Below are 15,044 nucleotides of genomic sequence, written 5' to 3' on the forward strand. Positions count from 1 at the left end.
CCGAAATTAAAAGCCGCGCCGAACCCTTGAGAAGCGAGACCCCGCTCTCTCAGAGCGTTAGCGGAGTATGATGAGAGAGCGGGGTCTCGCTTCGAAACCCAAGCAAAGCGAGGGCGAGGCGGAAGCCTCGGGGTGAGGCGCGGCAAGGAAAAAAGGGTAGGAGTGGGCGCTGGGATGTGTAGAATAAGGTGTAGAATTCATTTCTATCGTGCTTTCTACAGGTTGTTCTACAAGGAAAGTAACAAAAAATGGGTCCAAAAAACTGAACCCTTCACTTCTTCTATAAAAATTTTATAACTACAGGGTTACAAAGTATCTTTCTTTCTTCTTCAAGTCTAGTAAGTACCTCTTTGTAATTCTTTTTAATGAAAGGTTTATTTTTACTATGCTCATAAAAAAGTCTTTCAAAAGTTATTGTTTTTCCTGCGTACTGTGTAAGCAATTCATTTCTTAATTCATTTAAAGGATTTTCGTATAAATCCTTTAATGAAAGCTGTCTCACTTTATCAGGGATATACTCAAATTTTGCAACACCATGTATTTTATCTGAGCTCAATGAAGCCATAACTTCTTTCATTATGTTATGTGCTGTAAAGTTTTTAGACAAAAATATTATGTAATGACTAGTATCTTCCTTGCCTTCATTTTTAAATCTAAAAGTAAGAATATATTCAATACCTATGTCTTTCATGGCCTCACGAAATTCATTCATAATTAAGCTTTCTTTATCTAGGCAATTGCTTTTACTAAGCTTCTCACGTAAGTTTAAATATCTTTTTTCTCCAAACAAACTTATCATGTGTTCTTCAACCTTAGGATTTTCTATACCAGAACGTATTCGATTATAATTGAAGAAAAGTATTGTATCGCAACCCCAATCTTTAGTTAATGAAGAAATTAACTTTTGAGTAACACCTTTATAGCCCCAAGGATCTATAAAAATAAGACTTGGTATTATTGAAGTAGTAGCAAAAATATCACTTGTTTTAATATCCAATTCAAGGTTAAGAAAGATAGGTTCATATTTTAAAGATTTAATATTTTCAAGATTACTAATAGCTGATTTTAAGTCACTAATATAGCCTTTATTTTTGTCATTAAATACAGTTACAAATTTATTTCTGTAATCATTGTTTTTAAGAATTAACTTCATAATAGCTATAGGAGTAGAATCTGTACCATCTTTATAGTTACCTGGTCCAGAAAACAAATCAATATAGCCCAATCTATCACTACGCTTATTCATAATTCTAGCCCATGCATCAAAATACTTAACAACAATTTCCTTTTTAATAAGTGACTGACTTTTTACTTCATCAAAAAACATGAAATTCCCCTTCCTTTATCTTTTATCTTTCAAAAATACAATTTGTTAAAATTTTCATATACACTTACGAACTACTACCCTTTTCGTTTTGCAGGTCAATACGATGTTTTGCTTACATTATTCCTTATTTTACTGCTGTCTTTGCACGTTTAAAAAATAAATCTTGTGTATCTTTTTTACATCCTTCTAATATATATGGAGCATCTTCTGTAATAGTACCCTCTTTTATATGATACTCTATATTGTGTTGTTCACAGAATTTTATTACTACATCAGTGCAATAATTGTAGAATTCCTTATACCACAAATATTCACTAACTTCTTTATTGTAGTTAAGTTTTCCAAACACGATTTTATCAACAAAAGCCACTTCGTTTAGAATCTCTTTTAAATCCTGATTAATAATATTTGGTGTAGGGTAGGGCTCGATGCTAACCCAAGTCTTTAACCCTGCATTATGCAATTTCTTCAAGCTTTCTATTCGGTCCTTATAATCAGAAGAATAAGGTTCATATGCTTTTTTAAAATTTTCATCTAATGATACTAAAGTAATCCCATATTCATTGTATTCACTATAATTATTTTTATCTAATAACTCGTCAGGATAGATTCCTTTAGTTAATGTAGTAACTTTGATACCATTACTGTTAAGTTTTTTAATAATTTCCAAAGATAGATTGGTAACCTCCGGATACCCCATCATAAAGGGATCTGTTGTAAAACTTAAATGTACAAAATTTATTTTGTCTTTCAATTTAGGTATTTCTTTATCTAAAATTTCTAACGAATTAGAAACTAATTTAGGTTTAATCCATTCTTCGTAAGATTTTATCCTCCCAAATCTTTTTGCCAGCATAAATGCGTAACAGGGAAATTTACAGCCATGAGCACATCCTTCCACGTGATTTATAGTATAGTCACCATATTCGACACCAGTTTTATATAATAAAGTTTTTCTTATTGTTTTATTCATTTAAAATACACTCCTTCCAAACCATCATTTAATAGACCTCGACATCTTTCATTAATTTCCTGCATAAATTTAAACTTTTTTCTATGATTTTCTTATCTCATCTTTAGTTTTGCAAAGTTATAATTTGTAACTATAATTTATAGAGATAATATCCATTACACTCTCTATAAGTAATTTTTCTGTTTCGTCAGTTTTCTGATTTTCTTCATCATTTGAGAGACCGACTGACGGACTGACTGACAAATTTTCTGATGTTCCCTCCATCTTTTTTAATATACAATCCAGCTTTCTCTCAATTTCATCAATTCTGTCTTTATATCCAGCATAGAAACGTATGGCATTTCTAATAAAATCAGAATACTCGGAAACACCAAGGTTAGAAAGAATTTCTACAATATCTTTATCACCTTCTCTTATTCTAAAGCTGTACTTTTTCTCTTTCATCGTATCACCTCAAAAATATGTCTGACATAGTCAACCCCTTACCATATCTATATTTCCCCTTTTTGAATCAGTAATTTTGTCCGACGTGTTTTGTCTGACACCTCAAAGCATTGATTTTTAAGTATTTGCAGGTACAAAAGTATAATTTTGTCCGACAAATACCAATTATTCAACCTCGTAATATGTCGGACAAAAGTCTTTTTTACATCCTTCAAAACCTGTTCCCATCTCATAAAACTCATGTCGGACACAAAATGTCGGACATTTTTATCTCTCTTTTATGGGTATTGACGGCTGCCTGCTCTCACACACCCTGATTATATATTTAATCTCCCTCCTTGTAAGGTATTTTTTCTCTGAGGTATAGTAATCCACCATCTGTTTCATAAGCTCCCACACATTCTTGTAGTTCAGTTCTTCTTCATCTCTTATTCTTTTGCCCATATTCTCCCCTCTTTCACCGCACATTAACTGCTTTTTTCTCCTCTAATTCCGCAACTTTAAGAAATCCTCTGGCATTTGCAAACTGTGCATTTTTCACCAATACTATCTTTTCGTAAAAATCCTTCATATATTCCACTAATTCTTTTGCTCCTCCACCTGCCAGAAAGACAGTATTGAAGAAGTCCAGCTTACTTCCCCATATCAGCTTTATCTTATCTTTCATTACCCTTGCAATCTCGCTGCGCACTGCATCAATCTCTTTTGTAAAATCAAGTTCCCTTCCTTTATAGAATATTTTCCCGTCACTTATAAGCCTTATCAGCTCTGACACATCTATCTTGCTTCCAGTCTTCTGTGTAAACATCTTATCTACTGCATTATTCAAAACCGACATCCCTACTTCCATTGTACCGGACATATCCTCCCTCAGAATGAGTCTATCTTCCACCATGAAAGCTATAAAGTCAGTAGTTTTAAATCCAATATCGATTAAGCCAATATAGCTGCCTTTTATGAGATACTTTTGAACATCATCCAAAACTGCATAGTAAACTGCTCCAGCTGCCTGAGGAAAAATAGTAATCCTCTCAAATTTGATTGTTTTTACCCTTTCGTCTCCTTTAAAATACGCCATAACCTTAAAATTCTTCAACATATTTTTAAACTCTTCTTTTTTGTGAACATACTGCTCCAGTGGAAGGCCGGTAACAACATGGACAGGAACTTCTTCTCCCGGAAAAAGCAGAAGGCACGATGCCGTAATAAGAGCTTTTGTGTTGGGGTGATTTATTTTATCTTCATCAAACACGTACGAGACATTTTTTCCTTCTCTTCTGGCCAGCTCTCCAACAAAATACTCTTCCTTTTTCCCATTCATAATAACAACGTGCATATTATCAGTTTTTCTGTTATCTGCACCAAACAGGCCAGTTAAAACTCTTTCATATGCATTTCCAACCAGTGAAGGGAATAGTATTTCTTTTCCTTTTTCATTGACTCCTTTTACATACCCGTACCCGACATCCAAACCAACCTTAAACATATGCATCCTCCTCCTTAAACATTTTTACAAAAATTTTTACTACCTCAGGGTCAAACTGTGTGCCCGAACATCTTATTAACTCTTCAAATGCTTTATCATTTGAAATAGGTTTTTTATATATCCTGCCAGTTGTCATAACATTAAACGCATCTGCTGCCGCAATTATCCTTGAAAACAAGGGAATTTTTCCACCGCGCAGGCCATCAGGGTAGCCTCTTCCATCGTATCTCTCGTGGTGGTGTCTTACTGCAGAAACTATAATTCTGTCAAATCCAATTTTTCTAAGCAGTTCTGCACCATATAATGAATGCATTTTTACTACCTCAAATTCTTCGAGTGATAGAGGTTCCTTCTTGTTAAGCAAACTTTTTGGTACAAATAACTTCCCAATATCATGAAAAAAAGCAGCAGTCTCAAGAAGTTTAATTTCTTTTAGAGGCAGGCCCATGTAAATTCCAATATTCCTGCACAGTACTCCAACACTGTACTGGTGTTTTATAAGGTCCTCCAAAAGCTCTTCTCCTTTCTTTTATTGAAAATTTACAAAAAGCTTAAAAGCGTTCCAGCAGCAACAGCAGGGATAAAAGGAAGCTGCTTTTTTTTAAATTTTAAAAGAAGAAGAGAATAAACTAAAAAAATCCCAGATGAAAATAAAAGAATATCCCATATCCTGAAACCTGCATAGAAAGACAATGCTGTTAGAACTTTTACATCTCCTCCGCCTATTCCTCCAAGAAGCCAGAAAAGAAAAAGGACTGCAAATACTAAAAAGGAATTAAATAGATAAAATTTTAGGCTTATATAAGGCTTTAAAAAGAAATTAACAAAAGAGAGAGCTAAGATGGAGGCAGGGTAGATATAGCCCACCTCCATCTTTTTTATGTCTTCTACAGCAGCGAAAAAGAGGATAATCAAAATCAAAATCTTAATCATCAAAATGTTATCACCTCTGAATCTTTGATTGATTTTTTGAAGACAGGGTCAGGGATATTAAACTTAGAATCTGCATAAATTCCATTTATAGGTATGCTCATCTGTATCTCGAGTGAGCCTCCGCCTTCAAGGTCAAAGTAAACATGGAGGGTTGAGTTTTCATCGCCCGGCTTCTCATACTGGAACTTCAGCACAGTACTTCCTGAAGTGCCTCCAACGTTTTTTGTAACTGAATAAGGCTCAACATAAAGCACACCTTTGTTCTGATACCTGTTCACAACATGTACTGCTCTAATGTTAGCTACTTTTTTATTAAGCGCATAAGAAATATTAAGAGTCATGTCACAGACAGAACCGTCGGGGAGGGTGTGTTTATTTGTGAAAACATACTGAGGTGTTTTAGAAACAGAGATAGTGCCGTGGACTTCATCCCAGTAACCGCTTTTGACCCACTCTCTGTATGTCTCCCAATGCGATGTGTCAACCCACACCTGTCTTGTCTCGTAGTGGCCGGGAACTTCGACTACCCACCTCTGAGCCCAGTAGCCGTCCTGAACCCATACTCTTTGAGTCTCCCAGTGCGAAGTATCCACCCACACCCGCTGTGTTGTCCAATAACCGCTCTTGACCCAGACTTTCTCTGTTTTCCAGTAGCCGCTTTTGACCCAGACTCTTTCGGTTTTCCAGTACCCGCTCTTGACCCAGACTTTTCGAATTTCCCAGTGAGAAGTATCTACCCAGACTTTTCTGTATTCCCAGTGTGATGTATCGACCCATTTACGTCCCCATTTGATATAAACATTCCGGTGAGTTCCTCCTGCAAAACTTATAAAACTTATAGGTATTAAATATTTATATTCCCAGTGTCCACTCTTTACCCATACTCCTTCAGTCTTCCAATAACCGCTATTTACCCAAATTTTTCTGTATTTCCAATGCGATGTATCAACCCAGACTTTTCTGGTTTCCCAATGTGAAGTATCGGTCCAGACTTTTCTGGTTTCCCAGTGCGATGTGTCAACCCACACCTTCTTTGTGTCCCAGTACCCGCTCTTAACCCACACCTGCCTTGTTTCCCAATGAGATGTGTCTACCCAATATTTCTCCCAGTGACCCTGCTCAGGCACCCACACCCGCTGTGTTGTCCAGTACCCGCTTGTGACCCATCTCTGCTTTGTCTCCCAGTGAGATGTGTCTACCCACATCTTTGTGCCGTTTGAGTTGAGCTTTACCCAGTCTCCTGCATAGGCGGTTGTGTTAATGCTTAAAAGAGTAACTAAGGCAAATAAAAAAAGAGCCTTGAACTTATTCATTTTTCGAAAACACCTCCCTTTAAAATTTAGGCAAAATAAAAAAGCAGGTTTGACCTGCCTATAAATTCTTTTTAGCCCATTCGATGTATTCTTTTACGTTGCTTTCTCGCTTGATTTCATAAAACTTGCCGTTTTTGTATTGGAAGTAGGATTTAACGTAAATCGGGTTCCCGTTAAATATATTTTCTGTATAGATTTGAATAAGCAAAGATTCTATTCTGGTTTCTTCCATTAATAGGTCTGAATTAATTGCCTGAAGATAGCTTTTAGAATTGGTATCTGTATATTTCATTAATTCATTACTTAAAATAAGATACAATATTCCACTACTTGTAACAGTTGGATAGCTTGTCAAATCGTTAGCTTTGGGAGAAATTAATGGTGGCGCGCTAAATACCAACTTATTATTTTTAAAATAAACTTTATCAATAAGGAAATTTTCATTTGAACATTTATTTAACAATTCTTTATCTACATTATGAGTAGTATATATCTTATGTTTTCCAAATAGATTTAAATCTCCTTTTTCCCCTAGCAAATTATCAACTATTACTTCAGCAACAATTACTTTTTTTAAAGAGAAATCAATTTCTTGTCCATCTAACAAAACAATCTTTAAAGTTTTATTAGGAAAATTTTTAACAAGTTGTTCTGCTTCTGGTTGTAAATCTTTTCTTATTCTTTGGTATAATATAATATAATATAATGAATTTTCTGCATCGTATATAACTTCATTTACTTTTTCTTTTAACATTGCCTTCTTATTCTCATCTCCATAAACTTGATACCCTGCCACAGCAAGTGCTATGACTACCACTAAAGCTATTATCTTCCTCATAAAAGCTCACCTCCAGTTAAAATTTTTTCAAAAACCTGTTACCGCCCTCCGGTCAGTTAAAACAGATAGGAATGCGGAGGGCGGGTCAAGGTGGAGTCGAAGGATAAATGGAGGGGACCCTTTGGGGAGGAGGCCGTTTATGTTCGAAGGCACCTTGACCGTAAGCCCGACGCATTTATAAAATCTTTTGTGCCGGAGGGCGGTGAATTAGTAGACTATATTCATCACTTCATTATTTTTATCGACCAGTACCCTTACCCAGTTTCCGTTTTTGAGCTTATCTTTATTATACCTCATTACTTTACCTGAATCAGAAAATTTCTGCATAACAGTTTTACCTGAAGCAGTGTACCTTTCTTCCTTTCCATTTACATCTAACACAACATAATTATCATTCGCTTCTTTTAAAATGCCTAATGCACTTGTGCTTCCATCTTCAAGAGCTTCTTTTCTGCCCTGTGTAATGACATAAATATAATTTTCACCATCTTTTCTTATGATTTTCACAAACACACCTTCTTTAATGTCCTTGGGCATTCCCTCAACAAATACAGTTTTCTTAGCTGCAAAGTCATACTTAACTTTTTCTCCACCGCTTTCTAAGACTATTTCGCTGTTATTATAACTTATTACTGTTCCTGCAGTGAGCTCTTTTTGAGGATTTACCTTCTCACTTTTAACAGCTTCATTTACAGTATTTTCGGTTTTGCCTGTATCTTTCTTTACATCACCACAGCCCGCCACTAGAGCAATGGCAAGAAGTAATGTCAAAGCAAAGCTTAAAGCTCTCTTCATATCTTACCTACCTCCTCAAAATTTATTTTCCTTAAATGTCTTAGCAACTATTTCTTTTAATGCCCAACCACATTTTTGATAGGTGCTTTTATTTGCTTTTATCCACTCAGGAGATAGCCGAACAGAATGAATTTCATCTGAATCTTTATAGCATGTTATAGCACATTTTGTGTTTATTTTTTCGCTTGTTAACACGCAGTGATAAACCCTGTACCAGCTTTCTGGCTCATAAATCTTTTCAATGTCAATCTCAATATTTTTCAAAAGCTCCTCCGCTTTCTTCCTTTCAGTAATTTCTTCGAATTTATCACAAATAATTGAAGCCCCGATAAGTACTATGGGTAACCCGAATATAACAACTCCTGCAGTAAGATAAGCTGCACTCCAACCTTTTACAAAGCCTGCAATAATGTAGCCTGCTAGTGTCAAGAAGTATGCCCAAACATGTACCTCTATCATACAAACCCCTTCTTTTTAAAATAGAGGTTTTACAACAAAATTAAAATTATAATCAAGAGAAAATAAAATCGCATACCGCATCAATCTCTTTACTAAGATTACTAACGACTTTATATTTCAAATTCAGCAGCTTCACATACTTCTTAAACCTTTTTTCCGGCTTAACAAATACTGTTAAAAACTCATAAGGGAACTCCTTCATTCTTCCAAACTCTCCTTCTGTCCCTCTCGATAACACAACTATTTTTGTAGCATTATCAAGCACAGCCTTAACAACTTCATTAAACTCATCCGGAAGGTCAAAAATTATTACATCAAACTTGCTTCTCGCAAACTTCACAACCGCATCAACATCGCTTTCTTTAATATCTCTCACAAGGCTTACTTTAGGAGGAGCCTGAAGTATAGACACATTTGAGCTGTACTCAATTAAATTTTCAAAAAAGCTTTTTCTTGTTCTTTCTTTAAGCCACATTCCAATGTGGGGGAGGACAGGAAGGTCCAGCATAAAGCTTAAATCTGAACCTCCATCACGGAAGTTCAAATCCACCACAAGCACTTTTATATCTTTATCTAAGCTTTCAAGAAGAGTTTTCACAAGTGTGGTTTTCCCCACACCACCCTTAAAAGAATATACTGCAATAACTTCCTGCTTTAAAGGCAGTATTTTTTCTTTTCTTTTTTCTCCATTCAGCTCCTTTACTGCATATCCGTTAAAGCTGTCTTTCACTAAATCGCCCACAATAAAATCATACTTTTTCTTATTCGTCATAATTTCAGCACTTTCTACAGATAAAGCCACATCAGCGTTTTCATAAATTTCTTTTGCTTTCCTGACATACTCTCTATCATTTGAAACAATCAGCACCTTCATCTCACATCCCTCGCTTTCGCCATTCCCGTAACAGTTATATCTCTTGAAGTGCCGTACATCTCTCCTGAAACTGAAGCAGTTACATAAATGTATCTGTTTTTGACAGTCACACTTACATTTTTAACTGGTATTCCTAAATCTTTAAATGTATTTAGAGCTAAAGAATAAGCCTTATTAGTGTCTATAATTAAATCGCCTGACTGGGCGTACTGCATGTTTACAGCTGGAACTGCAATATTTAAAGCTATTTCATCGCATATCTTAACAAGCTCCTCCCTTGCACCAACTCCTCTTGATATACTGTGAACAGCGTACATAAAAAGGATTGAGAATATTATCAGAAACAGCATAAAAAGGAGGACAGCGTCTCCTCTTTTATCCTTAAAAAAATTTTTTAGAACATTCACGGCGTATCACCCAGCCTTAGGGAGCTTTTACCCACAAGAGTCTTCTGCTGTCCTCCTAAAAGAGTGAAGGTATACCTGACCTCCACAGTAAGTATGCCGCTGTTTACTGCAGTATTTACAGAAAGCCTGTCTCCTATTTTCCAGCCTGATATTCCATTTCCAAAGTTTACTACAGCCATCTGAGCTGTCTGCTCTGGGGTGTCAGACTTTATTCCAATCCTTGCTCCTTCAAAGGCTGCCTCATTTACAAGTGTCTGCATGTTACTTACCACAGCAATATTGACTGTAGAAGCTAGAATAAGAAGAAGAATAGGAATAAGGGCAGCCGAGGAAATGAGCTGAGAAGCTGCCCTTCTGTCCTTTAAAAATTTCCTCATCATCTTAATCACTTGCCCTGAACGGCATTGTTAAAGAAGCTGGAAGCAGAAGAAAGAGCATTGTTTATCATATTCATGATCTGCTCCCTTAGTGTCGGAGATGCCACAACCAGTATTCCGACCACAATTGCGATTAAGCCTACTGTTGATAAAAGGTTGTGGTCTCCTTTTCTGTCTTTAAAAAATCTTCCCACCACTTCCTTAACTTTTGCCAGTAAAGCCTTCATCATAAAACATCTACCTCCTTAAAAAATTTTTATTTAAAACAGATTAAAGAAGCTTCTCAAAGATATAACAAAAGGCAGTGCAAACATAATCAAAATTGGGACAAAGTATCCCAGAAAGATAGGGAAAAATAAGCTGTTGTCTAGTGTTCCAGCTCTTTCAATTTTTTGGTTGAAGTTTTTCTCCTCAACTTCTTCTAAAAGCTCTTCTAAGTTTTCCCTCATATCCTTTACTGACTCATGCTCTCCTGTTACAGCCTTTACAAATCTTTTAAAGTGGTCATTTAAGCTTTTATCTGCTGCAAAGGTAAGTGCATCTTTTAAAGAGCTTCCTGTATCAAGCCTTACCTGTGCCTCATAGAGAAGGTCCCTTACCACCCCCTTTCTAGTCCTCACAATGTAGCCTATTATGTTCTCAGCAGTCATTCCCACCTCCAGTCCGCTTATAAATATCTCTAAAGCTGCAGGGAGCTCTTCTTCCCTATAGAAGCTCTCCCTCCAGCTCTCGATTGGCTTTCTCCAGTACTGGTAAAACATAATAGCTGAGCCTGCAAACACAGATAAAAGAGCCAAAATATTTGCACCGTTTACTGCTCCTATTACTGTAAGAACAAGAAGACCTCCTAAAGCTAAAGTAGCGAAAGAAAAAAGCTCAAGCACATCCTGAGCTTTAAAGAAAAGTATCTTAACTCCTCCTACTGCCTTAATCTCTTTATCCCACTTTTCTATCATGTCCTGCTTTATCCCAAGCTTTTGAAGGTATTTTTTTGAAACAATCCTCCTCATAGCTCCATCTCCTTATCTATTCTTTTCAGGATATAAAGGGTTGATACAAAGTAGCTTAAAGCGGTATAAACAATTACCAATTTTCCTATAGGTGTAGAAAAAGCCCTAACAAAATCAGGGCTTACTGACATAGTGGAAACAATCATAAAAGCCATCATGCCTGCAAGGGAAACCATTAAAGATTTTGCCTGCACAGTCATGGCAGCAACTCTGTTGGCCATCTTTATCCTTTCATAAAGCTTTTTAGCTGTTCTCTCACACACTCTTGACAAATCAGACTTCATCCTTACAGCAAAGATTATGCTGTCAGCCCATGCCTTTATATATGTGCTCTCAACACTCTTAAGCTCCTTTAATGCCTCTTCTAAATCTTCTCCCAGCTCAAATTTTCTTACGACCCTGTCTGTGTGCTCTTTTAAAGGACTTTCAACTTCCTCTGCTGCCTTTATAAAAGCTCCTGCGAAGCTCGGCACCATTTTAAGATATGCACTGAGCATTTTAACAAAATCCCTGAACTGCTCTTCAGTCTTTCTTATTCTCCTTCTTCCTAAGTAGTCAAGAACATAATCTCCAAGGTAGTAAAGCATAACAGGAAGTGACAGGCCAAGCAGGGTGAAACCCTTCAAGCTCAGAAATAAGGCTGATACGACAGAAAATAGAATAAACCACAAAAATACTTCTTCTGCATCTGCCTTAATACCGCTCTTTTTAAGTTTTTTATCTAAAGCTTCAGTAAAGCTTCTTAAGCCGAACAAATCGACTATACTGAGCTCATTCTTCTGCGGTGTTACCAAATGCCTCTCAAGCCTTCTTTTAAGCTTAAGCCTTCTGTTTTCTTTAATGCTGTATAAAAGAATTACAATCATAAAAACAGCTGCTCCAAACAGAAAAGAGACTGCCATTTTTCAGTCACCTACCACATGCTTTAAAATGTAGTCTCCATTTTCATCTATGCCCTCAATTTCAACCACCTCAGCAAGCTCTCTTCCTTTTAAGTTTCCTTTTTCGTCTTCAGTAAGCCTCAAAAATACGACAATATCAACAGCCCTTGAAATGAGCTTTCGTATGATTCTGTAGTCGAGATTTTTAAACTCCTGTATTAACATTTCAAGCCTTAAAAGGGCATCCAAGCAGGAATTTGCATGTATTGTTGTCATAGAGCCCCTGTGGCCTGTGTTTAAGGTGTGTATAAGCTCATAGGCGCTTTCAGGTGTTCTTGTCTCAGTGAGAATTATTCTATCAGGGTCTGCTCTCAAGCAGTCGTTGAGTATGTCAGAGTAAGTTACGCTTCTTGCTTCAGCCGTTCCCTTTCTCGTTTTGAAGTAGTAAACGTATGGTATATGAAGCTTAATTTCTCTTGTGTCCTCTAATACAGCCACAACATGCTTTTCCTGAATCTCAAAGCCTAAAGAATTAATAAACGTCGTCTTTCCAGCGCCTGTTTCTCCTGCAACTATGATGTTTTTTCTGTCTTTCACTGCTTTCTTGAAATACTTCTGCATGTCTTCATTAAGCCCTACCGTTGTCTTCGCTAATTCCTCCAAAGGTACATTTAAGAGATTGTGCTTTCTGATAATTATGATGGGCTTATCAGATTCTGGAGGTATAACTAAAAGAGCACGGGAGCCGTCATAAAGCTCCGCATCCTGCGAGGGATTTGCTATGTTGATTGATTTATTGAGTGGTGCAAGGATTCTGTCCTGTATGACCCTAACAGCCTGCTCATTAGGAAACTCTTCTTCTGCGTCTATTTTTACTCCCGCTTTTTTGTACATTATCTTCGTGCCGTTCACATGTATGTCCGTAACTTCCGGGTCTTTAAGGTACTTCTCTATAATTCCCAAGCCGTATAGAGAAGAGTATAGCATTTCTGTGTATTCTATAAGCCTATCTAGTGCAAAAGGATATTTCTTTTTGAGATACTCCTTAATTTCTTCCCTCAGTATATCTTTAATATTCGGCTTGCCGTGGTGCTTCATCATAACTTCTCTTATCTCATCTGTCATCCTCTCAACATCTACTGCTCCATCATTAATTCTTCTGCTTAACTCTCTTAAAGCCATTTAAAAGCCTCCTTAACAAAGATTTTTCTTTTTTTAATCCAAAAAGAGCATCTTTTAAGCTTCTGGCGTGCTTTATCATTTTCTTATCCTTGTACTCACTCAGCCTGCGCAAATAAGGAATAGAATAAATAACCGGTATACCTAAATCTACAGCAGTGATGTACTTCTTTTTTCCTTTAACTTTGTTAATTACGGCACAGGCCTTATTTACATCCAGAAAGCCGTGCAGCTCCAAATACTCAAGCATTCCAACTGTTCTTGAGACTGCTGATATGTCGTCTTCTAGGACAAATAAAACCCTGTCAGCTTTTAAAAGGGCAGGGACAGTAACCTCAGAAATCTGAGGCTGTAAGTCTATCAGCACATAATCATATTCACCTGAAAGGCTGTCAATAAGCTTTTCCACGTCCGCATATTTTAAGCTTTCCTGCATGTCTGGAAAGCCGCCGACTATGACATCAAATCTCTCACCTGCTGGTTTTTGAAGGCAGGCTTTATAGTTTCCCAGACATGCATTGACTATGTTTTTCTCTTTGTCTAAATCAAGCAGAGACACAAAATCTCCGGGAGAAAAGTCGCACTCCAGAACACATACTTTATTTGTCTCGCTCAGCACTTTTGCAAGGGCTAAAGCAAGTGTGGTCTTCCCCACACCGCCTTTGGGGCTGAACACTGTAACAACCATTTCTATCACCTTCTTACTACTTTGAATGAATTGAGCTTCAAGTACGGCACAAGCTGTGCTGCAGAGTTTAAATCTGCGTTGAGAATTAAGCTTGCCTTATCGGAGTCTTCCTTCACAACTGAGATTACCTTAAAGCCATCAAGAACTTTAGAGCCTGTCTGGTCAAAGACTATAAAGCTTACTGTATCTCCTGACTGAAGTGTCTTTGCTTCTACAGAAGTTACAGAAACTGTCATTACAGCATGGTCAGGGCCCAAGGGTTGAGAATCTTTTGAAGTTAAAATTTCAACTGGAATGAAGTCTCCTCTTACTCTTCCTTCCTTCACAACTTTCCCTACAACATTGGATAGGCTTCTGGCATAGTTAGGTTTAACTGCTGAAGCAGGTACATCAACAACCTTTACTGCATCCTCTGAGATAACAGTGCCTGCAGGTATGTCTTTTTCCACAATGACCACTTTTTCTGTCTTCTGGATGTTCTGCATAAACACAAGCATAAAAGCTGCAGAAACAGCAGCTGTTATTAAGGCAATTTTAATAATCTTGCTCATAAAGGACCTCCTTTACTAGAAGTTTTTCAATCTCTAAAAGGCCTTCATTTAAATCGGTACACCGGTAGCTTTCGCCTAAAAATTTAATTATGCCCTCTATCTGCTTTTTTGCGGTTTCTATACTTTTTGCAAAGCTTTCAATTTTCAGTTCACTGCTAGTTAAATCCGTCAGCAGATAGCTTACATCTCCAAAGTTTCTGGGCTTTTCAAGGACCTCTTTTACTTTCTCAGCTGTTACAGGCTCAAATACTAAGTCATATATTCCCATTATGAAAAGTTTGGCTGTGAGGTCTTTATTAATGCTTTCTCCTGCAAGGAAAATAACCCTCCTTCCTCTTTTTCTCACCTCAAAAAGCAGATTTTCTGCTGGTAAGCTGCCTGTAAGAGCCTCGGAAAAAATCAGGGTGTCAAAATTAAAATTAAAAACAGCTTCCCTGTAGTACACCGCTGCAGTATTAGGAAGTACATCAGAAAGCTTTTTGTCCAGCGCTTCGATTCCGGTTGCAAGA

21 protein-coding genes are annotated in these 15,044 nt (G+C 36.9%); all 21 read right to left on the minus strand.

The window, feature by feature from the left end; all coding sequences use genetic code 11:
• Positions 1-280: 280 nt before the first annotated feature.
• Entirely contained in the window at positions 281-1,327 is a 1,047-nt protein-coding gene (tcmP, locus tag M663_RS0101150) for a three-Cys-motif partner protein TcmP (RefSeq protein WP_042805010.1), read from the minus strand.
• A gap of 124 nt (positions 1,328-1,451) precedes the next feature.
• Entirely contained in the window at positions 1,452-2,300 is an 849-nt protein-coding gene (locus tag M663_RS0101155; protein WP_029687647.1) for a radical SAM protein, read from the minus strand.
• 117 nt (positions 2,301-2,417) lie between these two features.
• Positions 2,418-2,744 (minus strand): hypothetical protein, encoded by a 327-nt coding sequence (locus M663_RS0101160; RefSeq protein ID WP_029687649.1) that lies wholly within the window; start codon positions 2,742-2,744, stop codon positions 2,418-2,420.
• A 267-nt stretch (positions 2,745-3,011) separates the two neighbouring features.
• Complete coding sequence (locus M663_RS14400; RefSeq protein ID WP_180367011.1) at positions 3,012-3,188, minus strand: hypothetical protein; 177 nt, start codon at positions 3,186-3,188, stop codon at positions 3,012-3,014.
• 13 nt (positions 3,189-3,201) lie between these two features.
• A complete protein-coding gene (locus M663_RS0101170) occupies positions 3,202-4,230 on the minus strand; it encodes a ParM/StbA family protein (RefSeq protein WP_029687650.1) in 1,029 nt (342 codons plus the stop codon).
• Positions 4,223-4,741, minus strand: a complete 519-nt coding sequence (locus M663_RS0101175; RefSeq protein WP_029687651.1) for an HD-GYP domain-containing protein — start codon at positions 4,739-4,741, stop codon at positions 4,223-4,225. The genes M663_RS0101170 and M663_RS0101175 overlap by 8 nt, the downstream gene beginning before the upstream one ends.
• A gap of 29 nt (positions 4,742-4,770) precedes the next feature.
• On the minus strand, positions 4,771-5,163 hold the full coding sequence (locus tag M663_RS0101180) for an A24 family peptidase (protein ID WP_273702580.1): 393 nt from the start codon (positions 5,161-5,163) through the stop codon (positions 4,771-4,773).
• On the minus strand, positions 5,163-6,476 hold the full coding sequence (locus tag M663_RS0101185; protein ID WP_029687654.1) for a hypothetical protein: 1,314 nt from the start codon (positions 6,474-6,476) through the stop codon (positions 5,163-5,165). Before M663_RS0101185 ends, M663_RS0101180 begins: the two co-directional genes overlap by 1 nt.
• Positions 6,477-6,534: 58 nt before the next feature.
• Positions 6,535-7,314: a hypothetical protein gene (locus M663_RS0101190; RefSeq protein ID WP_029687656.1), complete on the minus strand. Its 780-nt coding sequence runs from the start codon at positions 7,312-7,314 to the stop codon at positions 6,535-6,537.
• A gap of 207 nt (positions 7,315-7,521) precedes the next feature.
• The gene (locus tag M663_RS0101195; RefSeq protein ID WP_029687657.1) at positions 7,522-8,109 is read right to left on the minus strand and encodes a hypothetical protein; all 588 of its coding nucleotides are present in this window, start codon (positions 8,107-8,109) and stop codon (positions 7,522-7,524) included.
• A gap of 15 nt (positions 8,110-8,124) precedes the next feature.
• A complete protein-coding gene (locus tag M663_RS0101200; RefSeq protein WP_029687659.1) occupies positions 8,125-8,568 on the minus strand; it encodes a hypothetical protein in 444 nt (147 codons plus the stop codon).
• Between the two features lie 52 nt (positions 8,569-8,620).
• A complete protein-coding gene (locus tag M663_RS0101205; RefSeq protein ID WP_029687660.1) occupies positions 8,621-9,442 on the minus strand; it encodes an AAA family ATPase in 822 nt (273 codons plus the stop codon).
• Positions 9,439-9,849: a hypothetical protein gene (locus tag M663_RS0101210; protein WP_029687661.1), complete on the minus strand. Its 411-nt coding sequence runs from the start codon at positions 9,847-9,849 to the stop codon at positions 9,439-9,441. The genes M663_RS0101205 and M663_RS0101210 overlap by 4 nt, the downstream gene beginning before the upstream one ends.
• Positions 9,846-10,229, minus strand: coding sequence for a hypothetical protein (locus M663_RS14405; protein WP_273702577.1), 384 nt, complete (start codon positions 10,227-10,229; stop codon positions 9,846-9,848). The genes M663_RS0101210 and M663_RS14405 overlap by 4 nt, the downstream gene beginning before the upstream one ends.
• Before the next feature lie 5 nt (positions 10,230-10,234).
• On the minus strand, positions 10,235-10,453 hold the full coding sequence (locus M663_RS0101220; protein ID WP_273702578.1) for a hypothetical protein: 219 nt from the start codon (positions 10,451-10,453) through the stop codon (positions 10,235-10,237).
• Positions 10,454-10,486: 33 nt separating this feature from the next.
• Positions 10,487-11,236, minus strand: coding sequence for a type II secretion system F family protein (locus M663_RS0101225; RefSeq protein WP_029687665.1), 750 nt, complete (start codon positions 11,234-11,236; stop codon positions 10,487-10,489).
• Entirely contained in the window at positions 11,233-12,138 is a 906-nt protein-coding gene (locus M663_RS0101230) for a type II secretion system F family protein (RefSeq protein WP_029687666.1), read from the minus strand. Before M663_RS0101230 ends, M663_RS0101225 begins: the two co-directional genes overlap by 4 nt.
• A 3-nt stretch (positions 12,139-12,141) precedes the next feature.
• Positions 12,142-13,299 (minus strand): ATPase, T2SS/T4P/T4SS family, encoded by a 1,158-nt coding sequence (locus M663_RS0101235; RefSeq protein ID WP_029687667.1) that lies wholly within the window; start codon positions 13,297-13,299, stop codon positions 12,142-12,144.
• Positions 13,268-13,984, minus strand: coding sequence for an AAA family ATPase (locus M663_RS0101240; RefSeq protein ID WP_029687668.1), 717 nt, complete (start codon positions 13,982-13,984; stop codon positions 13,268-13,270). The genes M663_RS0101235 and M663_RS0101240 overlap by 32 nt, the downstream gene beginning before the upstream one ends.
• Positions 13,985-13,989: 5 nt before the next feature.
• The gene (locus M663_RS0101245; protein WP_029687669.1) at positions 13,990-14,535 is read right to left on the minus strand and encodes an SAF domain-containing protein; all 546 of its coding nucleotides are present in this window, start codon (positions 14,533-14,535) and stop codon (positions 13,990-13,992) included.
• Positions 14,519-15,044: hypothetical protein (locus M663_RS0101250; protein WP_273702579.1), on the minus strand; the 526-nt coding region annotated here is incomplete at its 5' end. The genes M663_RS0101245 and M663_RS0101250, both read right to left, overlap by 17 nt.

The organism is Thermoanaerobacter sp. A7A (assembly GCF_000445185.1).
Lineage (GTDB): Bacteria > Bacillota > Thermoanaerobacteria > Thermoanaerobacterales > Thermoanaerobacteraceae > Thermoanaerobacter.